The sequence below is a fragment of the Brevundimonas phoenicis genome, assembly GCF_047237745.1.
Taxonomy (GTDB): Bacteria; Pseudomonadota; Alphaproteobacteria; order Caulobacterales; family Caulobacteraceae; genus Brevundimonas.
The window spans coordinates 1,212,239-1,233,647 of sequence record NZ_JBDFLN010000001.1 but is presented as its reverse complement, the minus strand read 5'-3'; the positions used below and the strand labels follow the sequence as shown (position 1 = coordinate 1,233,647).

Sequence of the window (21,409 nt, the reverse complement as noted above, 5' to 3'; positions counted from 1 at the left end):
CCCTCAGACCAGCATGAAGACGGCATTGCCGTAGTTGTGCAGCAGGACCGGCAGCAGCACGCTGCCGGTCTTTTCGCGCAGCCAGACCAGCAACAGGCCCGCCAGCCCCGTCGTCGCCATCGGCGCCCAGTCGAAGGTGAAGGCGCCGTGCTGATAGCCCAGCGCGTGGGTCAGACCGAACGCCAGCGCCGTCAGAACCGCGCCCCAGCCCATCTGCGCCCCCAGCACGCGAACCGGCCGCCCGAACGCCTCGTTCAGGATCAGCAGCAGCACCCCGCGATAGAAGATTTCTTCGTCCAGCCCCGGCATGGTCAGTTGGAAGGCTAGGCTGTCGGCGTCGAACCCCTCGCCCGGCATCGCGATCGCCAGCCCGAGAAACAGCAGGACCAGCAGGCCCGACAGGATCAGCGCCCCCTTCAGCCCCTGCCGGTCCTGATGCAGGATCAGGCCGCTGCGTCGCCATCCGACGACGGGCAGGCCGGCGACCGCCAGCGACAGCAGCACGGCCAGCGTCTTGCCCTCCCAGTTCCAGCGTGAGGGCCCGAAATCCAGCGGGATATGGCCATAGCCGCGCGTCAGCACGGCGTCATAGACCGCCATCAGCAACAGGCCCGAGACCAGCCAGCCCCAGCGCACCTTGCCGCGTGACAGCACGGCCGCCGCCCCGCCCGCCAGCGCGACGGCGCCGACCCAGCCCAACATGGCGATCACTGCGTCCGGCATGGCTCTTTCCTCCCCCGATGCGACGTCGTCGTTCAGAGGCGGCGGCAGGGGCCAGCAGATGCAGATGAAGAAAAGTTAAGCTCCTGCTCCCCGCCCCACACGCCCGGGCTTCGCCCCATACGCGCCGTTTCCCGCCTCTACACGCCGTCATCCTCGGGCTTGCCCCGAGGATCCAGGGCGACGGCGCGCTCACCCGTTCAACGCCGTGCAGGCGGACGGCTGGATCCTCGGGTCAAGCCCGAGGATGACGGCAAGGGATGGGGAGCCGTGGCGCGTCGTAGAGCGGCGTGGAGCGTCGTGGCCCGCGCCACAGGAGTCACCGCCTAGTTATTCAGGTCCAGCGAATAGCCCGCCGAGCGCACGGTGCGGATCGGGTTGACCGTGCCTTCGACGTTCAGCGCCTTGCGCAGGCGGCCGACGTGGACGTCCACCGTGCGGGCCTCGACATAGACGTCCGAGCCCCAGACCGCGTCCAGCAGCTGCTCGCGGCTGAACACCCGGCCCGGATGCTTGAGGAAGTGGTCCAGCAGGCGGAACTCCGTCGGCCCCAGATGCACCTCGCGGCCTGCGCGGCTGACGCGGTGGGCGACGCGGTCCATGATGATGTCGGCGTGATTGACCCGGTCGTCGGCCAGACCCGGACGGATGCGGCGCAGAACGGCGCGGATGCGCGCGGTCAGCTCCGTCATCGAGAAGGGCTTGGTCATATAGTCGTCGGCGCCGGTGTCCAGACCGCGCACGCGGTCCGTCTCCTCGCCGCGCGCGGTCAGCATGATGATCGGCAGGTTACGGGTCTCGGCCCGGCCGCGCACACGGCGGCACACCTCGATGCCCGACAGCTTGGGCAGCATCCAGTCCAGCAGGATCAGGTCGGGGGTGCGCTCGTCGATCTGCAGCATCCCCTCCTCGCCGTCGGCGGCGACGGCCACGTCATAGCCTTCCTTCTCCAGATTGTACTGGAGCAGGGTGGCCAGGGCGTCCTCGTCTTCCATCACCAGGATATAGGGTTGCACGTCAGCCTCTCCGGTTCGTCGAAGTCGTCAGCGATGTAGGGGTGTCAGTCGTCCGCCGCGTCGGGGGACGCAGACAGATGGGGGGTCGGCGTCGGCTCTTCGCCGGGACCGGGCACGGCCTTCGGCCGCTCGCCCAGCATGTCCTCGCCGGTGATCTCATAGTGGACCGTCTCGGCGATGTTGGTCGCGTGGTCGCCGATCCGCTCCAGGTTCTTGGCCATGAACAGCAGGTGGGTGCAGGCCGTGATCGTGCGCGGGTCGCCCATCATATAGGTGAGCAGTTCGCGGAACAGGGCGTTGTAATGCTCGTCCACCTCGTCGTCGGTCTGCCAGACCGACAGGGCGCGCTCGATCTCTGACGCCGTATAGGCGTCCAGCACGTCGCGCAGGCGGTTCGACACCAGACGCCCCATCCGCTCGATCGAGCGCGTCAGGGGCTGCATCGGCTCGGCCTCGGCCAGGATCAGCGCCCGCTTGGCGATGTTCTTGGCCAGGTCGCCGGTCCGTTCCAGGTCCGAAGCCAGCTTCATCGCCCCCAGCGTCCGGCGCAGGTCGCTGGCGACCGGCTGGCGCAGGGCGATCAGGCGGATCGCCTTCTTCTCGATGTCGCGATGCAGAGCGTCCAGGCGGTTGTCGCGCTCGACCACCGCCTTGGCCAGAGCCACGTCGCGGCGCGCGACGGATTCGATGGCGTCCGCCACCTGGGCCTCGGCCAGGCCGCCCATGCGGACCACCTCGGCCGTCAACTGGTTCAGCTCGTCGCCGTAAGCCTTGACCGTATGCTGGTTCATCGTCGCGTCCTCAGCCGAAGCGGCCGGTGATGTAATCGAGCGTGCGCTTTTCGCGCGGGTTGGTGAAGATCTCTTCGGTGTCGCCGGTCTCGACCAGCTTGCCCATGTGGAAGAAGGCCGTGCGCTGCGACACCCGCGCCGCCTGCGCCATCGAGTGGGTGACGATGACGATGCAGTACCGCTCGCGCAGTTCGTCGATCAGCTCCTCGATCTTGGCCGTGGCGATCGGGTCCAGCGCCGAGCAGGGCTCGTCCATCAGGATGACTTCGGGTTCGACCGCGATGGCGCGGGCGATGACCAGACGCTGCTGCTGGCCGCCCGACAGGCCCGTGCCTGGCGAGTGCAGACGGTCGGCGACCTCGTCCCACAGACCGGCGCGCTTCAACGACTTCTGGACGATCTCGTCCATCTCGCCCTTGGTCGAGGCCAGACCGTGGATCTTGGGCCCATAGGCCACGTTCTCATAGATCGACTTGGGGAAGGGGTTCGGCTTCTGGAACACCATGCCGACCTGGGCGCGCAGCAGGACCGGGTCGATCTTGCGATCGTTGATGTCCTCGCCGTCCATCTCGATCCGGCCCGTCACCCGGGTGCCGGGGATGGTGTCGTTCATGCGGTTCATCGTCCGCAGGAAGGTCGACTTGCCGCAGCCCGACGGACCGATCAGCGCCGTCACCGTCTTGTCCGGAATCTCCAGCGAGACGTCGAACAGGGCCTGCTTCTCGCCATAGAAGACGCAGACGTCGCGCGCGGCGATCTTGATCGGACCCAGCGGCGCCGAGGCGTGGGCGCCGACGGCCGGGGCGGTCGACAGGGTGGCGGCTTCAGAGGAGGCAGCGCCGGTCGACGAGCCGTCGGGAGCGCGGAAGATGCGGGACTTCATAAGATTTACCACCGGCGTTCGAAGCGACGGCGCAGCAAGACTGCGGCGGCGTTCATGACGATCATGAAGGCGAGAAGGACAAGGATGGCGGCCGCCGTCCGTTCGTGGAAGGCGCGCTCCGAGGCGTTCTCCCAGATGTAGATCAGCGACGGCAGGGCGCCGACGGGCTCGTCTATGGCGTGCGGCACGCCCGGCACGAAGCTGATCATGCCGATCAGCAGCAGCGGCGCCGTCTCGCCCAGGGCGTGGGCCATGGAGATGATGGCCCCTGTCATCACGCCGGGCATGGCCAGCGGCAGGACGTGGCCGAACACCGTCTGGGTGCGGCTGGCGCCCATGGCCAAAGCAGCCTCGCGGATCGACGGCGGCACCGCCTTCAGCGACGAACGGGTGGCGATGATGATGGTCGGCAGGGCCATCAGCGCCAGCACCAGGCCCCCGACCAGCGGACTGGCGCGCGGCAGGTGCAGGAAGTTGATGAACAGCGCCAGACCCAGCAGGCCGTAGACGATGGACGGCACGGCGGCCAGGTTGTTGATGTTGACCTCGATGATCGCCGTGATGCGGTTACGCGGCGAATATTCCTCCAGCCAGACGGCGGCGCCGACTCCGACAGGGATGGCGATCAGGGCCGTCACCATCAGCATCAGGGCCGACCCGACCACGGCGCCCAACAGGCCCGCCAGCTCCGGCTGGGTCGAGTCGCCCTTGGTGAACAGGGCGGCGTTGAAGTGGGCGCGCACGGCGCCCGAGGCCTTCATCCGATCCAGCCAGTCCATCTGCTCATTGGTGACGCGGCGCTGGTCCTCGGGCTGATCGCGCGTGATCTTGCCCTTCAGATACATCTCGGCGTCATCCGACAGCGGCGCGGCGACCGGCACGGTCTGGCCCAGCAGGCTAGGCTGGCGCGCGATCATCTTGGCGGCCTGGAACTTCAGCTCCGAGGACAGCAGGGCCTTCATGGCCGAGGCCTTGGTTCCCTGTTCGTCGTCCTGGATCCCCAGGCGGCGGATCTGCTGCTCGGCGACGATCTGCTCGAAATTGGCGCCCTGCGGATAGGAACGGTCGATCCGCGCCGGGTCCATATAGACCGGCAGGGTCACGGTATGGGCGTAGAAGGCGGTGTAGCCCTGGGTGACGATGCTGCCCAGCAGGATCACCAGGAAGGTCAGGGCCACGCCGATGGCCGCGCGGCCGTACCAGCGGAAGCGGGTCTCACGCGCATAGCGGGCGCGCAGGCGGCTCTTCAGGCGCTGGGTGCGCGGGCTGACGCCGGTCGAGGGAGAGGCGGCGTCAGTCATACTGTTCCCGATAGGCTTGCACGATGCGCATGGCGACGATGTTGAGCAGCAGGGTGACGACGAACAGCGTCAGCCCCAGGCCGAATGCGGCCAGGGTCTTGGGACTGTTGAACTCCTGATCGCCGGTCAGCAGGGTGACGATCTGGACGGTGACGGTCGTCACCGTCTCCAGCGGGTTCAGGGTCAGCTTGGCGGCCAGACCGGCGGCCATGGTCACGATCATGGTCTCGCCGATGGCGCGCGACACGGCCAGCAGCAGGGCCCCGGCCACGCCCGGCAGGGCGGCGGGCAGCAGCACCTTCTTGATCGTCTCGGACTTGGTGGCGCCCATGGCGTAGGAGCCGTCGCGCAGGGACTGCGGCACGGCGTTCAGAATGTCGTCCGACAGGGAGCTGACGAAGGGGATCAGCATGATCCCCATGACCGCGCCCGCGACCAGGGCCATCTGATTCTGAACCAGCGACAGATAGAGGCCCAGATCGTTGAACGGTCCGCCGATCAGCGTGTCGCCGATGCCGTTGAAGAAGACACGCAGCGCCGGCCCCACCGTCAGGGCGGCGAAGAAGCCGTAGACCACGGTCGGCACGCCAGCCAGGACTTCCAGCGCCGGCTTGACCAGGGCGCGGGTCTTCTTGCCCGAATATTCCGACAAATAGACGGCCGAGAACAGGCCGATCGGGGCGGCCACCGCCATGGCGATGGCCATGATCAGGAAGGTGCCCGCGAACAGCGGCACGGCCCCGAAGGCGCCCGACGACCCGACCTGATCGGCGCGGATGGCGATCTGCGGGCTCCACTTGGTCCCGAACAGGAACTCGGTGATCGGCACCATGCTGAAGAAGCGCAAGGAATCGATCACCAGCGAGAAGATGATGCCGACCGTGGTCAGCACCGCCACCGCCGAACAGGCGAACAGGACGCCGGTGATCCAGCCCTCGACCTTGTTGCGCGCGCGCAGGTCGGGACGGATGCGGGTGAAGACGAACAGGCCGCCCAGCACGGCGGCGATCAGGGCGGCGACGCCCCCGCCCCAGTTCAGGGCCGCGGCGATGCGATGGGCGCGGCGGCCCTCGGCGGGCAGTTCCTCGGCGTAGGGCGCGGGCCAGATCTGGCGCGCCTCCTGACCGGCCCCGACCAGACGGGCGTCGGCGAAGAAGGCCTCGCGGCGGAACGGCTCCAGCTGAGTGACGCTGTCAGGCGCGCCCGCCCGCATCATCTGCTGCTCGATGGAGGTCGAGAAGACCGAGGCGGCGATCAGCATCGCCAGCGCCGGAACCCCGACCCAGATCAGGGCGTAAAGCCCGTGTTGGCCAGGACGCGAATGCGACTTCGCCCCCTGGCTCCGGCGAACGGCCAAGGCCCGCCCGGCCACATAGGCCAGGACGGCGAAGGCGATCAGCAGCAGCAGGAAAATCCAGATCATCCGGTCCGATCAGCGCAGGAATCAGGAACGCGCCGGGTTCGGTGCGTTTCGGCCGGGAAACTGCCTGCGATACGTCAGCGGATTAAGACGGCTGGATGACAGTTCTGTTACGACGCCCAGCCGCAATGTCGCAGGCCCATGACGATCGCTCCGAACCCGGACTTCACGCTTCGGATGGCGGAGCCAGGGGGAAACAGGCCGCGAAGATCGCCCCATGCCCGGGCGCGCTGTCCACGGACAGGCCGCCCCGGTGGCGAATGATGATGTGGCGCACGATGGCCAGGCCAAGGCCCGTGCCCTGCCGATCGCCGCTCTTCTGACCCTCGACGCGATAGAATCGCTCCGTCAGGCGCGGCAGGTGCTCGCGCGCCATGCCCGGCCCGTGGTCTCGCACGGTGACGACGGCGTAGCGCTGACCCGTCTCGCGGTCGGGGGTCGCCAACGACAGGCGGTTGCCCTCGGCCATCCGCGCCGCCATGGCCTCGTCCAGGGTGCGGTCGATCTCGATGCCGACCTCGATGGTCCCGCCTGCGCTGGAATATTTCAGAGCGTTGTCGATCAGGTTCTGCACCACCTGGGCGATCTCGTCCCGGTCGCCGGTCACGGCCGCGCCGCCATGCGGCAGCTCCGCATGGATCGTCACCTGCCGCTCGCTGGAGATGACGCTGACCGCATCGACCACATCGGCCGTCGCCCGCGCCAGGTTGACCCGGCCCAGGGGCGCGATGTGTTCGTTCAGCTCGATCCGGCTCAGCGACAGCAGATCGGCGACCAGCCGCCGCATCCGGTCGGCCTGCACCGCCATGATGTCGAGGAATTTGTCACGCGCCTTGGGGTCGTCCTTGGCGTGGCCCTTCAGCGTCTCGATGAACCCCGACAGCGACGCCAGCGGCGTGCGCAGTTCGTGGCTGGCGTTGGCCAGGAAGTCGACGCGCATCTTCTCCATGCGGCGCACGTCCGTCTCGTCGCGCAGCGCTAGCAGCGTCAGCGCCCCGCCGCCCCAGGCCGAAGCCTCGCGCGTCGGCAGAGGACGCACGAAGGCTCGCCAGTGCCGCTCCTGAACGCCGCCGCCGACATAATCGACCTCGGCGCCGACGCCTTCGAACAGGGCTTCGTCCACCGCCTCCAGCACGCGCGGCTCGCGCAGCACCGAGACCAGCAGCCCCCCGCCCGTCCCGTTCAGCTTGAACAGCTCGCGCGCCGCTGCATTGGCCAGGGCGATGCGGCGTCCGGCGATGTCGTCGGCCTCGCCGCCGCTGATGATCAGCAAAGGATCGTCCAGCGCTTCGAACACATCGCCCAGCAGGGCCGCATCAGGCCCCAGATCGACGGCGCCGGGCTCGAATTCCATCTCATCGGCGGCCGCCGGCGGGTTGCGGTTAACCAGCCAGGTCGCCAGCGCGACCGCGACGGCCCCCGCCGCCAGCCAGCCCGCCAGCTCCGGCTTCATCACCGCCAGGACCGCCATCACCAGGATGGCGACGCCCCCGCTGGCGCCGGCGGTCCACAGCCGGGACGACGCCGTAGGCGCGACAGGTGACGGAGAGTGATCGTAAGGCATCTAGACCGACGTTATCTCATTATTCAGCAGCACGACCTATGGTTCGTCGGCAGCCCGCTGAGTCGGCCGGATCGACGCACGGGATGTGTAGCTTGGTTTCTTCACGGATTTACGGCGGAACGGCTAGGGGCTGAGGGAGCATCATGATGGGCGGCGTTCTGGGCTGTCTGGTTGAACGCCACGACTGGCGAATCGCCTCCCTGGCCATCCTGGCTTGCGTCTTCAGCATCGGCATCGCCCTGCTTCTGTCCGAACGCGCCCGTCGCCTGTCGCCCCGCGCGCGTCGTCCCTACACCCTGTCGGCGCCGCTGGTCGCCGGACTGGGCGTGTGGACGACCCACTTCATCGCCATGCTGGCCTACGACGTTGGGGTGGATATCCGCTACGATCCCTTGCAGACCTTCCTGTCGCTGGTGATCGTCACGGCCGCCTTCTGGGTCGCCATGCAGTTGCATCTGATCGGCGCGACCGAGGCAGGCTGGCGGCGCCGCTCCGCCCTGTCCGCCGGCGCCGCCATCACGGCCGGAGTCGCGGCCATGCACTTCGTCGGCATGGATGCGATGCGCCTGTCCGGAGCGGTCCTGACCTGGAACGCGCCGCGGGTCGTTCTGGCCGTGGCGGGCGCGCTTGTCCTGTTCAGCGCGGTCGCCTGGCTGCCTGCGATGAACAAGTGGCGCGGTCTGGCCGCCGCCACGGCCCTGTCTTCCGGCGGCGTCGCCTGGCTCCACTTCATCGCCATGACGGCGGTAAGCCTGACCCCCGCGCCGGGCGTGCTTCTCAGCCAAGGGGCGAGCGCCGCCGTCGTCACCTTGTGGATCGCCCTCGGCGTGGCCCTGACCCTCAGCGTGGCGGCCTTCTTCACCGGCATGATCTGGTGGTCGCGACGCAGCGTCCTGGGGCAGCTTCTGGAAGCCGTCCAGGCCATGCCCGACGGCGTCGGCGTCTATGACGCCGATGATCGCCTCGTCATGTGGAATCAGCGCTACAGCGAGATTCACCCGCATCTGGCCGCCGTGCTGCGGCCCGGCGTCTCCTTCCGCGAGGTGCTCGAGGTCGGCATCAAGGCCGGCGTCTACGCTGACGCGATCGGTCGCGAAGAGGCCTGGATCTCAGAGCGCTTGACCAGCCGCCGAACGCTCCTCGCGCCGCGCGAAATGCAAGTCGCCGGCCGCTGGTTGCGCGTCCAGGACCGCCCCACCGTAGGCGGCGGCGCCGTCACCGTCTGCTCGGACATCAGCGACCTGAAGCGCAACGCCGACGCCCTGGCCGAGGCGCGCGACGCCGCCGACGCCGCCAATCGCGCCAAGAGCCGCTTCCTGGCCAACATGAGCCATGAAATCCGCACTCCCTTGAACGGCGTGATCGGCGTGGCCCAGGCGCTGACGCGCACCGAACTGTCGCAGCACCAGCAGGAAATGCTCGAGCTGATCCAGTCGTCCAGCCGCACTCTCCAGACCCTGCTCAGCGACATTCTGGATCTGGCCCGCGTCGAATCCGGTCGACTGGAGCTGAAGGAGGAACCGCTCGACCTGGCCCGCACGGTGGAGGAAGCCGCCCTCCTCTACGCCGCCGCCGCCAGGGACAAGGGGCTGCAGTTCATTGTCGAGGTCGCGCCCGAGGCCCAGGTGTGGACCTATGGCGATCCGGTACGCCTGAAGCAGGTGCTGACAAACCTCGTCTCCAACGCCGTCAAGTTCACCGCCTCCGGCTTCGTCAGCCTGACCGTCGACGCCGTCCCGGCCGAGGCGCCCCAGACCCTGCGCTTCGTGGTTCAGGACACCGGCATCGGCTTCGACGCCCAGACGCAAGCGCGTCTGTTCAACCGCTTTGAACAGGCCGACGGCGACATTACCCGCCACTACGGCGGCTCTGGCCTGGGCCTGGCGATCTGCCGCGAGTTGGCGGCCATGATGGGCGGCGACCTGGGTTGCGAGAGCGAGCCAGGCGCGGGCGCCGCCTTCATTCTCAGCCTGCCGCTCAAGCCGGCCCAGGCGCCGCCCGTACCGCTGCGTCCCGCCCTGAAGGACGCCGTCGCCGTCGCGTCGGCCGCAGAAGCCGCGCCGCGCCGCCTGCGCATCCTGGCCGCCGACGATCATCCGACCAATCGCCGCGTCGTCGAGCTGATCCTGGACAGCGCCGCTTTCGATATCGTCTCGGTCGAGAACGGCGCCCAAGCGGTGGAGGCCTATCGCGCCCAGGCCTTCGACCTGGTGCTGATGGACATGCAGATGCCGGTCATGGACGGCCTGTCCGCCGTGCGGGAAATCCGCCTGCACGAGGCAGTCATGGGCCTGCCGCACGTTCCCGTGGTCATGCTGACCGCCAACGCCCTGGCCCAACATCTGGACGAGGCCCTGGCCGCCGGCGCCGACCGCCATATGGCCAAGCCCTTCAGCGTCGAAGACCTTCTGGCCATGGTCTCGGACCTGACGGCACAGACGCCTCAGGCCGCGGAAGCCGCGGCCTGAGGTCTCCTTCTTTCAATGCCGACGCGGCTCACTCGTAGCCGTGCGCCGCCTCGTTGATGACCTGGCTGGGCATGGTCGAGAAATCCACGCTCAGCGGACGGACCGCCTTGGCCTCGAAGGTCTTGAGGACGTGCTCCAGACGGCGGCGCACCTCGCGCTCGGCCTCGGTCGATCCGTCCAGCGCCAGCGGCGCCAGGCAGAAGTCGATGATGGCTTGCGGACGGGTCATGGGCTCCATGTCGTTTCCTTTCCTGTGAGACGTGGAACTCAGGCGGCGTGGAACTGGGCGGTTTCGGTCGAGTCCTTCAAAGCCGTGGTCGAGGACTGGCCCGAGGAGATGACCGTGGCGACATCATCGAAGTAGCCGGTGCCGACCTCGCGCTGGTGGCGCGTGGCGGTGTAGCCGGCGGCCTCATTAGCGAACTCGCGCTGTTGCAGCTCGGAATAGGCCGCCATGCCGCGATCGCGATAGCCCGAGGCCAGCTCGAACATGCCGTTGTTCAGGCTGTGGAATCCCGCCAGCGTCACGAACTGGAACTTGTAGCCCATGGCCCCCAGCTCGCGCTGGAACTTGGCGATGGTGTCCTTGTCCAGCTTGGCTTCCCAGTTGAACGAGGGCGAGCAGTTGTAGGCCATCAGCTTGCCCGGATATTTCTTCTGGACCGCCTCGGCGAACTTCCTGGCGTCGTCCAGATCGGGGTGCGAGGTCTCCCACCACAGCAGGTCGGCGTATTTGGCGTAGGACAGGCCGCGCGCGATGCAGTGATCCAGACCCGTGCCCGGCCTCAGACGATAGAAGCCCTCGGGCGTGCGGTTTTCGCGGTCGATGAAGGGGTGGTCCCGCTCGTCGATGTCCGAGGTGATCAGTTGAGCCGACTCGGCGTCGGTGCGCGCCACCGTCAGGGTCGGCGTGCCGCAGACGTCGGCCGCAAGACGCGCCGCGATCAGGTTGCGCTCATGCGCCTGGGTCGGGATCAGCACCTTGCCGCCCAGGTGGCCGCACTTCTTCTCGGACGCCAGCTGGTCCTCGAAGTGGACGCCGGCGGCGCCTGCCTCGATGAACGCCTTCATGATCTCGAAGCTGTTCAGCGGGCCGCCGAAACCGGCCTCGGCGTCGGCGACGATGGGGGCGAACCAGTCGCGCTTGGCGCCGCCCTCGGCGTGCTCGATCTGGTCGGCGCGCTGCAGAGTGCGGTTGATGCGGCGGCACAGTTCCGGCGCGGCGTTGGCCGGATACAGGGACTGGTCCGGGTACATGGCGCCGGCCGTATTGGCGTCGGCCGCGACCTGCCAGCCCGACAGATAGATGGCCTTCAGGCCCGCGCGGACCATCTGCATCGCCTGATTGCCGGTCACGGCGCCCAGGGCGTTGATGTAGGGCTCGGTGTGCAGCAGCTCCCACAGGCGGTTGGCGCCGCGCTCGGCCAGGGTGTGCGTGACCGGCACCGAGCCGCGCAGACGCAGGACGTCTTCAGGCGAATAAGGGCGCTCGATGCCGTCGAAACGGCCGGCGGGCGAAGGAACCAGATCGGCGAAGGTCGTCATGTTCGTCTCGGTCTCGATAAGGCGCGGCCGCAGCCGCTGTCCCGGAAACCTGAACATGCCATCGTCACGATTGACACATCGATAGCCACATCATTCAAGTCAAACAGTCACATCATGACACTTGCTATGAAGTCATGATGTGACATGATCATGCCATGAACGCCGCCGCCGATCGCAAGCTGTTCCTGGGCGGCCGCCTCAAGCGGCTGCGGCGCGACCTCGACCTGTCGCAAACGGCGATGGCGGCGGATCTGGGCGTCTCGCCCTCCTATCTGAACCATATCGAGCGCAACCAGCGCCCCGTCTCGGCCCAGCTTCTGCTGCGCCTGGCCGAAACCTATGACGTCGACCTGAGGAACCTCGGCCAGTCCGGCGGACCGGCGTCAGAGGCGGAACTGGCCGAGGTCTTCGCCGATCCCCTGTTCCAAGGGCTGGCCGTGCCGCGCCACGAGATCATGCAGCTGGCCGAGGATCAGCCCGCCGTCGCCGACGCCGTGCTGCGCCTCTATCGCGCCTTCACCGACCGCCGGGTGCGCGACCGGGCCGAGGTCGAGGCGGGCGGCGGCGCCGCCCCGACCGACAGTCCTTCGGAATGGGTGCGCGAATACGTCCAGTCCCGTCACAACCACTTCCCCGACCTCGATGCCCTCGGCGAGGCCCTGCACGACGCCCTGCGCGCCGAAGCCCCCGCCCCCGACGAAGGATTCGAGGCCCTGGCCCGCGCGCGCCTGTTCGCCCGTCACGGCCTGACGGTCCGCACCCTGCCCGCCGAGGTCATGGTCGAATGGACCCGCCGCTTCGATCCGCACCGGGGGCGCCTTCTGCTGTCCGATGCGCTGGGCCCGTCCTCGCGCGCCTTCGCCGTCGCCAACCAACTGGCCCTGATGGAGCACGGGCCTGAGCTTCAGGCTCTGACCGAGGCGGCGAACGCCCCCGACGCCCCGACACGCAACCTGCTGAAGGCCTCGCTGGCCAACACCCTGGCCGCCGCCGTGCTGATGCCCTACGCCGCCTTCCAGCGCACGGCCGAGGAAACCGGCTATGACCTGTCCCGGCTACAGGCCCGCTTCGGCGTCGGCTTCGAACAGGTCGCCCACCGCCTGACCACCCTGTCGCGGCCGACGGCGCGGGGCGTGCCCTTCTTCCTGATGCGGGTGGATCAGGCGGGCAATGTGTCCAAGCGCTATGCGTCGGGCGCCTTTCCCTTCTCGCGCTTCGGCGGCGCCTGTCCGCGCTGGCGGCTGCACTCGGCCTTCCGCACGCCGGGCCGCATCGTCACCCAGATCATCGAGACGCCCGACGGATCGCGCTGGTTCACCCTGGCCCGCACCGTCGACCGTCAGGGCCAGGACGCCTTCACCGAGGGGCATGACCTGGCCATCGGCCTGGGCTGCGAGCTTCGCCACGCCCACCGCCTGATCTACGCCCGCGGTCTGGACCTGCAGAAGCCCGAGGTCACCCCCATCGGCCCGGCCTGCCGCCTGTGCGAACGCCACCCCTGCGCCGAACGCGCCGCCCCGCCGGTCGGCCGCGCCCTGACGGTGGACGACTGGTCGAAATCCGTCAGCCCCTATCCGTTCGCCTAATTTCCCCTTCTCCCCTTGTGGAAGAAGGTGGCCGAGCGAAGCGAGGTCGGATGAGGGGTCTCTCAACCGACAGTGCAACCCCTCATCCGGTCCTTACGGACCACCTTCTCCCGCAAGGGAAGAAGGAAAGTCAGTGCGCCAGCATCAGCGACACGGGCGCTTCGTTCAGCAAGGTCTGCGTCACCCCGCCGAAGATCCACTGCCGCATCCGCGCATGCCCCCAGGCGCCGGAGACCATGAGCCCCGCCCCCATTTCCTCGGCGCAGTCGATCAGCCGCCGACCGCCCGAGCGGTCGTCATGGGCGCGGGCGTCTGGTTCAGCCGCAATCCCGTGCCCCGCCAGCCAGCGTACGACATCCTGCGTCCGCAACCGGGCGCCGTCCATGTCTTCAGGGTCGCACAGCTCGACCACCCGCACCCCGTCGGCGCGCTTCAACAGAGGCAGGGCCGCCTGCGCCGCCAGTCGGCTCTCGCGCGTGTCGGTCCAGGCCAGCAGCGCCGGGGCATCCACCATCGAACGGATCGGATTGGGCGGCAGCACCACCACCGGCCGCCCCGAGCGCATGGCCAGATCCGCCGGATGCGGCGCGCGCCAGGCGCTGGCCCCGCCCGCGTCGCGCCCGACCAGGGCCGCGTCCGCCGCCCGCAGGCAGCGCAGGGTCAGGCCGGTCGGGTCGCCGACGTCGCCGCGCCACTCGCCCTCGACGCCCGCCGCCTCGATCGCGCCCCGGAAGCGCTGCTCAGCGGACTTCAGCGTGGTTTCGTTGCGCGCCTGCTGAGCCGCCATCACCTCGCCCAGAAGAATGCCCGCCCCATAGGCGTCGGCCACCGGCGTCTCGGGCGCGCAGGCAGACACCCCGATCAGCCGCGCCCCGTGAGCGCCGGCCAGTGCGCAGGCCTCGGTCAGGCGGGCGGGGTTGTCGGCTTCATCGTCGACATAGACGATCAGACTGGTCCAGGGCATTGGGGCCTCCTGCTTCAGGATACGCCCCATCAACGCACAAACCGCCGTTCCGCGCCTTGAGCAGGATCAATTCGCCAGAATGATGCGACCGCCCTCGACCCGGTGCGGCACGCCCGCGCGGCGGAACAGGCTGGCGATCTCGACGGCGGGATCGGCCGCGCCCTGGTCCAGCATCCGCCCGATGTCGGCCGCCAGCGTCGGATCGCCCGACACGCGCGTCAGGGCGTTCAGCCATTCGGCGCGGCTCAGCACGCCGTCCCGGCGGTTGGCGTCCAGCAGCGGCCGCAGGAAGCCGAACCAGTCGCCGCCGTCGCGCCGCTTCTGCGCGCCCTCGGCCGTTAGGGCGAAGACGGCGCCGCAGGCGTAATAGGCGCGGTGTTCGCCGCGTTCGCCCGCCTCGGCCACGCCGCGCCCCTGGCTCAGGCTCACGCAGTCGTCGACCTCTTCCTGCAGGGCCTTGCGGTCGTCATAGGCCGGGTCCAGCGCCTTCAGCGCCCGCACCGCCATCAGGTCGGCGCCGCCCTCGGTGATCCAGGCGTCGCGCGCGAACTCGTACCGCACGGTCTGGCCCAGCCAGAAGTGGGCGCTCTCGTGGCCGATGAACCAGCGGGACACCCGCTCCATCTCCGCCGTCGGCCGGGTCACGCCGGTCCCCTCGAACGACATGACGATCAGGCCGGGCAGGACGCTGCCGCCCATGCTGGTCATCCGCTCGGTCGGGCCGTTCCACGACACCATGACCACCGGCTTCTCGCCGCCCGAACCGGGCCGTCCCAGACGTTGCAGATAGAACTGGCCCACGCGCGGGGCGAAGTCGCGGATCTTCTCGCCGATCCAGGGCGGCAGATTGGGGTCCATGACGGTGGTCAGCCCCTCGCCCGGCGTCACCCGCGCCTGTCCCAGCAGGACATAGGACCGCTCGCCCGTCGTCGTCAGTTCCGCGTGGCGCTCGCCGTTGAACAGCACCGGCCCGTCCAGGTCGCGCCAGGTCACGCGCGACGCCCCGCCGTCCAGATTGACGCCGTTGAGGTCCGCCGGCATCGCCTCCGCCGCCTCGGGCGAGCCCAGGGCGAAGACGTCCATCTGCCGCGTCGGCAGGGCCACGGCCCCGTCCGAGAAGACCAGGGTCTTGTATTCCGCCTCCAGCTCGACCGCCTGAGGCGTCACGCTGAAACGGACGTGGCGCGGCACCGGGCCGCCATCCGTGCTGCGGATGATGTCGTAGTGGCCGCGTCGCTCCATCACCACGCCGGGCGTCTCGACCGTCCACTGACGCGGCCGCCACGGCTCGCGCACCTCCGAAATCAGCGCCGAGTCCATGAAGGCCCAGACCACGGCGTCGCGGTTGAAGACATAGTCGACGGTCAACCGCCCGTCCTTGCGCGTCACCGTCACCTGCGGCGCCGCCTCAACGTTCCAGGGGCCGGGCGCAGGGCTGGCGGCGCAGGCGGTCAGCAGGATGGCGGCCGCGACAGCCGCCGTGGACAGGACTTTCAGACGCACGCACGGCTCCTGTTTTGCTTATTCATCCGCCACTCACACGCCCTCATCCTCGGCCTTGTGCCGAGGATCCAGACCCTCGACGGCAAGACGTTCAACCGTCCCATCCAGATGACGAACCGGCGCGTTTATGGATCCTCGGCACAAGGCCGAGGATGACGCAGGGAAGGTATAGGTTCGGCTGCATCATCGTCATCTTACGCTTTGCTCAGCTTTACGCCCGTTCGAGGGCGCGCCCCGCCGCAGCAAGCTCCTCGGCCATCACCGCCTTCAGCCGCTCGGGCCCCACGATGGTCGCCCGCTCGCCCCAGGTGAACAGGTGCCAGGCCAGTTCGCGCATGCCCGAGGCGCGGAACCGCACCACGACCGAGCCGTCGGCCTGATCCTCGATCGTCTGGGTCGGGTGCCAGCGCCAGCCGCGCGCCTCGTCCGCCCCCTCGGGCGTGATACGGACGGCCACCTCTTCGATCTCGTCCTGATAGATGCCGAAAGACTGGCTGGCGAAGGCCCCCAGGTCGAAATCGGCGGGCGGACGCGCCGTGCCTTCGCCCGCCTCGACCGCGCTCATCCGGTCCAGACGGAAGGTCTGGATGCGCCCGCTCTCGCGGTCGGCCGCCACCAGATAGTTGGCGCGCCCGAACATCAGGCCGCACGGCGTCATGGTGCGGGTGCGCGCCTCCGCCCCCGGTCGTGCGTAGATGAAGTTCAGCGGCCGCTCGGCCAGCACCGCTCCGCGAATCTCGGCCAGCACCGTCTCATCGGCGCTGGGGCGCGGCCCGGCCTGGACGGCGATCGTCTCGGCCCGAACCAGGGCCTCCAGATCCGGCGCCATGCGGTTCAATGTGGTCGAGCGCATCGCCGCCTTCACCTTGCGCTCCAGACTTTCCAGCGCCGCCGCCCGCGCCGGTTCGCCCGCCGCGCGCAGGGCGGCCGCCGCCTTGGTCAGCTCCAGCATCTCGGTCGCCGCCGGCGCCTGTTCAAAAGCCGACAGCCCGCCCCGGATGCGCCAGCGCTTGGTTGGCGGATCCGACACCTCCTCGACCTGCGGGAACAGCATCAGCACGGCGTCGCGCATCCGCTCGGCCGTGCGGCGCCCGACGTTCATCTGGGCCGCCATCTCGTTCAGCGTCAGCCCCTCGGCGCTGGCCGCCATGCCTCGCGCCAGATCGATGACCAGGGCCGCCTTGTCGTGCCGCAAATGACTTCTCCACAGAGATACGTCCGAAACTGGCGTAATGCTGTCGCATCCTCTCATCATCAGCAAGAGGCAATCGCTTCAGGAGATCACGACATGGCCTTCGCCCGCACCCCGACGGTTCAAAAGCCCGCCCGCAAGACCTTCGCCGACCGCTACATGATCGTGCCGTGCGAGACCGAGAGCGATCTGGCCGTCATCTGGGACCGTCAGGAGGAACAGGTCGTGGACGTCATCAGCGCCTCGACCAGCCGCTACACCAACGAAGACGCCCTGTGGGACGAGTTCCACACCCCGCCGTTCAACGCCCGCTCCGACTGGCGCGCGGCGGCCTGAGCGGGAAAGCAGGTTGAGGAACCCTCCCCCACGCGCCCGCGTTGGCCCAGCGTGGCCGTATGCCGCCACGCCCAAGGGGAGCTGAACTCATGACCTCTTCCAACGCCGCGCCTTCGCTGGAAGGCTTCGTCAAATCCGCCCTGCATCGGTCATGGTGGCTGCTGCTGTTGCGCGGCTTCGCCGCAGTGGCGTTCGGCGTGTTGACCTTCGTCTGGCCGCAGATCAGCCTGCTGACCCTCATCATGGTCTATGGGATCTACGCCCTCGCAGACGGGATTCTGGCCCTGATCGCGGCGATCCGCGGCGGCGGCATGGTCCCCCGCTGGTGGCTGGCCCTGGGCGGGGTGGTCAGCATCCTGACCGCCGTCATCGTCTTCGCCTGGCCGGGCCTGACGGCCCTGGTCCTGGTCTATCTGATCGGCTTCTGGTCGATCCTGCGCGGCGTGCTCGAGATCATCGGCGCCGTCCGCCTGCGTAACGAGATCGCCAATGAGTGGACGCTGGGCGCCGCCGGCGCCCTGTCGGTGATCTTCGGCCTAATCCTGGTCTTCATGCCCGGCGCCGGGGCCATCGGCCTGCTGTGGTTGATCGCGACCTGGGCCGTGCTGTTCGGCCTGCTGCTGATCTGGGTCGCCTTCAAGGTCAGGACGCTGGCGAAGGCTTGAAGACCGCATTGCGCGCCGCGACCCGCGCGCGGATCTCGGCGCGCATCCGCTCCAGTTCAACCGCATCGATCAGGCGGCCGCGCAGCACCACAGCCTCGGCGTCGCGCGTGGCGCTGACGTCGGCCAGCGGGTTCGCCTCCAGCACCAGCAGATCCGCCGACTTGCCCGCCGCCACCGCGCCGTAACGCTCGCCCTGGCTCAGGAAGCGCGGCCCGTCCACGACCGAGCCCGCCAAGGCCTCGCGCGGCGTCAGGCCCAGCGACACATAGAGCTCCAGCTCATCGTGCAGCGAAAAGCCCGGATAGTTGAACGAGTTCAGGAAGCCCGCGTCCGTCCCGGTCAGGATCGTCACGCCCGCGTCGCGCAGCATGGGCAGGGTGCGCGCGGTGACGTCCTTCACGAAGTGGCGATCCTCGACCTGCTGTGGCGTAGCCTGGGCGGCGCGCTGGACGCGCCAGTCATAGGTCGCCCGGATGCCCGGCCCGACATAGGCCAGGCCGTCGTCGTGCGAATGGTCGTCCTTGTCCAGATTGGCCAGGGTGGTCGAGCCGTAGAGGGTCGGCGACACGGCCGTGCCCAGCTCCGCCAACCGCGCATAGACCCGGCGCGCCGTCTCAACGTCGAAGGTGTCGGCGTAGCGCCGCATGGTCTGGGCGTAAGTGTATTTGCCCGCCAAATAGTCGGCCGCGATGGCGGCCTCATCGCGCGAACCCGCCTTCATGGCGTAGTCGAGGTGTTCGATCGACGACAGGCCCGCCTCCGCCGCCGTCAGCACAGTGATGCTGGCCGGAATGTGGGCCGAGGTCTTCATGCCCCGCTTCTTCGCCTCGCGCACGGCGTAGAGGAAAAGCTCGGGCGTCAGGGTGTTGTCGGTGATCTTGACGAAGTCGACGCGCAGGGCCTGAAGCCGGTCCAGGGCGGCGTCCACGTCGGCCTCGCTGCCCGTCTCGATCACGCCCTTCCAGACGGGGGCTATGCCCTCAATCTTGGGGCCGGAGGTGAAGATGCGCGGCGCATCGGCGGTCGGCGGCGACGCGCGCCAGTCCAGCACCTGTTGCGCCAGGTCGCCCGCCGCGTCGCGCACCGCCACCACGCCGTTGACCACGAACAGCGGCATCAGCTCGGCGTTCTCCTCGATCAGGGTCTCGCCCCCGCCGAAGTGGACGTGCATGTCCCACAGGCCCGGCATGACGTAGCGGTCGCCCAGATCCAGCGTCCGCACGGCCTGATATCGGCCCGCCTCGCCCTCGGGGCCTACGGCCACGATGTCGCCGCCGCGCACGGCGACCAGCTGATCCGGCGTCGTCGTCCCCTTCTCGACATCGACCACCGTGGCCGAGGTCAGCAGCAGGTCGACCGGCTGGACCGGCGTTTCGGCGGCGGCCAGCGGCGCCAGGGCGCAGGCGGACAGCAGGGCGGCGGCGGCGATCAGAAAGGTGCGCATGAATCCGCTATAATCCGTTCGCCGCCCTCGGCAAGCCAATCAGGGATAGCGGCGTTTCATCTCGTCCCAACCGGCGACGCAGAGCGCTCGCAGCACGTCCATGTCCGCCTGATCCAGCCGCTTGATGTAGAGGCAGGCCGTGCTGGTCGTGTGCGGACCCAACCGCGCCAGCAGCGCCTCCGTCTGCGGCGTCGAGGCGAGATACAGGGTCAGCGCCGCCTTGCGCGGCGAGAAGCCCATGCGCGGCCAGTCGGCGCTCTTGCCGTCAGCGGTGACGTTGGCGTAGCGGCCGAAGCCGACGATGGACGGCCCCCACATCACCGGCGCCTCGCCCGAAACCGCCTGCATCAGGGCGCAGAGCGTCCGCCCCTCCTCGCGTCGCCGCGCCGGTTCGACCGCCGCGAGGAAGTCCTCGACCGAGGCGTCGGTGGGCTTGGTCTTCGGCTCGCTCATTCCCGGCCTCCCGCTCAGGACAGGCCGTCACCTTGCGCCTGTCCGATCCGCCCCGCCAGACACCATCCGCCGAGCGCGCGCGTTCTCAGCCAGCCGCCCGCGGGAACCGTGACCCACTGGCCCGATCCGGCCGCCAGGGTCTCGCGCCGCACGCCCGTCTCCGTGGCCTGCTCGACCTGAAGCGCCGCGCCCATATAGGCGGTCCACAGCTCCTCGGCTTCGGTGGCGCGCCAGTCGTCCGGCGCCTCGGGCGTCAATAGGCGATAGGCGCCGACCGCCTCTCCGCGCGCGGCGGCGTCCGCCCCCGCCATGGGTCGCCCCCAGCCGCCCTCGACCAGCGGCCGCAGCCCCAGGTTCTCGACGACCTCATCCACAGTGAATTCCACTTCCCCTCGCCAGCCACTGAGTTTCAACACGAACGCCACACGCTTGATGGCGCGCTTCGCCTGTCAGCCCAATGCCCCTGCGATACAGCCACATTCCAGACACAGAACGTCGTTCTCATGGCCAGACATTCAGGGGGCTCAGAATGCTGATCGTTCTTATGTCGCTGGCTATCGCGCAGGCCACGCCTTCTTCCGTCAGTGAGACCTGCTCTCACGACCGGGTGGCGCTTCTCGCGTTGCCGCCCGCCGCCTTTGACCAGGATCTTCAGGGCGGCTGGCGCCCCTTGGCTGAAAAGCCCGAATGCGCTGCCGTCGCCGCTGACCTGCTGGCCGACTATCGCAAGGCGCGTTGGAGCGACCTGACGCCGAGCGAACTCCACACCAACTACTGGCATGAGGGCCAGCTCCGTGCGGGGCTGGGCCAGACGCAGGCGGCGACGCGGCTGATGATGGCCGGGGTGAATCCTGACATGTCTCGCAGTGGCTTTTCCGATTATGCGCTTGGGACCATCGCCTTCCTTCACCAGGACCGCGTAGGCCTGATCGCCGCAAGAGAGCGGCTGGCCGCCCTGCCCAAGCCGCCCGATTTTGATCAGGCGGCCGCGCGTTTCAAGGCCCAGTACGGCTTCGATCTGGAATGGCCGGTCAACCTCAAGGTTCTCGACGGCTTCATCGCCTGCTTCGATCGACCGTATAGTGAGGCCTACGGCTCCTGCCCGACAGCAGCGGACCCGCCTGCCGGACGCCACTGACCATTCTCGAACACCACCTCATCCCCGCCGCGCCAGGGCACGCGGCTCAACGGGCCGCCGGTCATGCCGTAGCCAAAGACGCTGTATCGCACGCCCGGTTTCAGCGCCGCCGCCTCTACTGTCGTTTCGAACCCCTCGGGCGTCTCGCCATAGACCACCTGCCTCACGCCCCGACAGTCGCGGCCGCGCGCCTCGATCGACCAGACCGGCCGCATCATGGCGTTCGACCGCTCATGCACGGCGATGCCGCCCAGACAGGCCTTCTCGGGCTTGGCGGGATCGGCGCCGAAGGTCGCGACCGGCCGCTCCAGCCCGCCGCTGACGTTGACCGGGATCATCGCCGAGCACGCCGCCAGGACGACGGCCCCCGTCGCCAGCGCCGCTCCGACTCGCAGAACCGCGCCGCGTTTCATCGCCCTC

21 protein-coding genes are annotated in these 21,409 nt (G+C 68.7%); 5 read left to right on the top strand and 16 right to left on the bottom strand.

The window, feature by feature from the left end:
- Positions 1 to 3: 3 nt before the first annotated feature.
- The 7 genes from ABC419_RS06110 to ABC419_RS06080 form a co-directional block, all read right to left on the bottom strand.
- Positions 4 to 723 (bottom strand): CPBP family intramembrane glutamic endopeptidase, BDIM_20840 family, encoded by a 720-nt coding sequence (locus ABC419_RS06110; protein WP_412876001.1) that lies wholly within the window; start codon positions 721 to 723, stop codon positions 4 to 6.
- 323 nt (positions 724 to 1,046) lie between these two features.
- The gene (phoB, locus tag ABC419_RS06105; RefSeq protein WP_003165711.1) at positions 1,047 to 1,736 is read right to left on the bottom strand and encodes a phosphate regulon transcriptional regulator PhoB; all 690 of its coding nucleotides are present in this window, start codon (positions 1,734 to 1,736) and stop codon (positions 1,047 to 1,049) included.
- 44 nt (positions 1,737 to 1,780) lie between these two features.
- Positions 1,781 to 2,527, bottom strand: a complete 747-nt coding sequence (phoU, locus tag ABC419_RS06100; protein WP_003165712.1) for a phosphate signaling complex protein PhoU — start codon at positions 2,525 to 2,527, stop codon at positions 1,781 to 1,783.
- 10 nt (positions 2,528 to 2,537) lie between these two features.
- Positions 2,538 to 3,410, bottom strand: coding sequence for a phosphate ABC transporter ATP-binding protein PstB (gene pstB, locus ABC419_RS06095; protein WP_412876002.1), 873 nt, complete (start codon positions 3,408 to 3,410; stop codon positions 2,538 to 2,540).
- A 5-nt stretch (positions 3,411 to 3,415) separates the two neighbouring features.
- A complete protein-coding gene (pstA, locus tag ABC419_RS06090) occupies positions 3,416 to 4,711 on the bottom strand; it encodes a phosphate ABC transporter permease PstA (protein ID WP_412876003.1) in 1,296 nt (431 codons plus the stop codon).
- Positions 4,704 to 6,134, bottom strand: a complete 1,431-nt coding sequence (gene pstC, locus ABC419_RS06085; protein ID WP_412876004.1) for a phosphate ABC transporter permease subunit PstC — start codon at positions 6,132 to 6,134, stop codon at positions 4,704 to 4,706. Before pstC ends, pstA begins: the two co-directional genes overlap by 8 nt.
- Positions 6,135 to 6,297: 163 nt before the next feature.
- Entirely contained in the window at positions 6,298 to 7,695 is a 1,398-nt protein-coding gene (locus ABC419_RS06080; RefSeq protein WP_165906525.1) for a sensor histidine kinase, read from the bottom strand.
- A gap of 143 nt (positions 7,696 to 7,838) precedes the next feature.
- On the opposite strand from ABC419_RS06080, the gene ABC419_RS06075 reads away from it, so the two are divergent.
- Positions 7,839 to 10,163 carry an ATP-binding protein gene (locus tag ABC419_RS06075; RefSeq protein ID WP_412876005.1) on the top strand — a complete coding sequence of 775 codons (2,325 nt, stop codon included), beginning with the start codon at positions 7,839 to 7,841 and terminating at the stop codon, positions 10,161 to 10,163.
- A gap of 28 nt (positions 10,164 to 10,191) precedes the next feature.
- On the opposite strand, the gene ABC419_RS06070 is transcribed toward ABC419_RS06075, so the two are convergent.
- Together ABC419_RS06070 and aceA are read right to left on the bottom strand one after the other, a co-directional pair.
- The gene (locus ABC419_RS06070; protein WP_003165718.1) at positions 10,192 to 10,401 is read right to left on the bottom strand and encodes a hypothetical protein; all 210 of its coding nucleotides are present in this window, start codon (positions 10,399 to 10,401) and stop codon (positions 10,192 to 10,194) included.
- A 29-nt stretch (positions 10,402 to 10,430) separates the two neighbouring features.
- Entirely contained in the window at positions 10,431 to 11,708 is a 1,278-nt protein-coding gene (aceA, locus tag ABC419_RS06065) for an isocitrate lyase (RefSeq protein WP_412876006.1), read from the bottom strand.
- Positions 11,709 to 11,863: 155 nt separating this feature from the next.
- Between aceA and ABC419_RS06060 the strand changes: the two genes are divergently transcribed.
- The gene (locus ABC419_RS06060) at positions 11,864 to 13,294 is read left to right on the top strand and encodes a helix-turn-helix domain-containing protein (protein WP_412876007.1); all 1,431 of its coding nucleotides are present in this window, start codon (positions 11,864 to 11,866) and stop codon (positions 13,292 to 13,294) included.
- A gap of 130 nt (positions 13,295 to 13,424) precedes the next feature.
- Here ABC419_RS06060 and ABC419_RS06055 read toward each other — a convergent pair whose 3' ends face one another.
- From ABC419_RS06055 to ABC419_RS06045, 3 genes are all read right to left on the bottom strand, one after another.
- The gene (locus ABC419_RS06055; RefSeq protein WP_412876008.1) at positions 13,425 to 14,258 is read right to left on the bottom strand and encodes a universal stress protein; all 834 of its coding nucleotides are present in this window, start codon (positions 14,256 to 14,258) and stop codon (positions 13,425 to 13,427) included.
- 66 nt (positions 14,259 to 14,324) lie between these two features.
- Positions 14,325 to 15,761: a hypothetical protein gene (locus ABC419_RS06050; protein WP_412876009.1), complete on the bottom strand. Its 1,437-nt coding sequence runs from the start codon at positions 15,759 to 15,761 to the stop codon at positions 14,325 to 14,327.
- A gap of 211 nt (positions 15,762 to 15,972) precedes the next feature.
- On the bottom strand, positions 15,973 to 16,956 hold the full coding sequence (locus tag ABC419_RS06045; RefSeq protein ID WP_412876010.1) for a WYL domain-containing protein: 984 nt from the start codon (positions 16,954 to 16,956) through the stop codon (positions 15,973 to 15,975).
- A 93-nt stretch (positions 16,957 to 17,049) separates the two neighbouring features.
- On the opposite strand from ABC419_RS06045, the gene ABC419_RS06040 reads away from it, so the two are divergent.
- A complete protein-coding gene (locus tag ABC419_RS06040) occupies positions 17,050 to 17,289 on the top strand; it encodes a hypothetical protein (RefSeq protein WP_191743326.1) in 240 nt (79 codons plus the stop codon).
- 89 nt (positions 17,290 to 17,378) lie between these two features.
- Positions 17,379 to 17,954, top strand: coding sequence for an HdeD family acid-resistance protein (locus tag ABC419_RS06035; RefSeq protein WP_412876011.1), 576 nt, complete (start codon positions 17,379 to 17,381; stop codon positions 17,952 to 17,954).
- Here the strand turns inward: ABC419_RS06035 and ABC419_RS06030 are convergent.
- Genes ABC419_RS06030 through ABC419_RS06020 form a run of 3 tightly spaced genes read right to left on the bottom strand, consistent with a single transcriptional unit; the run spans position 17,932 to position 20,237 of the window.
- A complete protein-coding gene (locus ABC419_RS06030; protein WP_412876012.1) occupies positions 17,932 to 19,398 on the bottom strand; it encodes an amidohydrolase family protein in 1,467 nt (488 codons plus the stop codon). The two genes, ABC419_RS06035 and ABC419_RS06030, sit on opposite strands and share 23 nt — an antisense overlap.
- 39 nt (positions 19,399 to 19,437) lie before the next feature.
- Entirely contained in the window at positions 19,438 to 19,851 is a 414-nt protein-coding gene (locus ABC419_RS06025) for a DUF1801 domain-containing protein (RefSeq protein WP_412876013.1), read from the bottom strand.
- Positions 19,852 to 19,865: 14 nt separating this feature from the next.
- Positions 19,866 to 20,237, bottom strand: coding sequence for a cupin domain-containing protein (locus ABC419_RS06020; protein WP_200167768.1), 372 nt, complete (start codon positions 20,235 to 20,237; stop codon positions 19,866 to 19,868).
- A 143-nt stretch (positions 20,238 to 20,380) separates the two neighbouring features.
- Here ABC419_RS06020 and ABC419_RS06015 point away from each other — a divergent pair, with 143 nt between their 5' ends.
- The gene (locus ABC419_RS06015; RefSeq protein ID WP_200167769.1) at positions 20,381 to 20,989 is read left to right on the top strand and encodes a hypothetical protein; all 609 of its coding nucleotides are present in this window, start codon (positions 20,381 to 20,383) and stop codon (positions 20,987 to 20,989) included.
- Here ABC419_RS06015 and ABC419_RS06010 read toward each other — a convergent pair.
- The gene (locus tag ABC419_RS06010; protein WP_412876014.1) at positions 20,941 to 21,402 is read right to left on the bottom strand and encodes a hypothetical protein; all 462 of its coding nucleotides are present in this window, start codon (positions 21,400 to 21,402) and stop codon (positions 20,941 to 20,943) included. The genes ABC419_RS06015 and ABC419_RS06010 overlap by 49 nt on opposite strands.
- Positions 21,403 to 21,409: the final 7 nt, after the last annotated feature.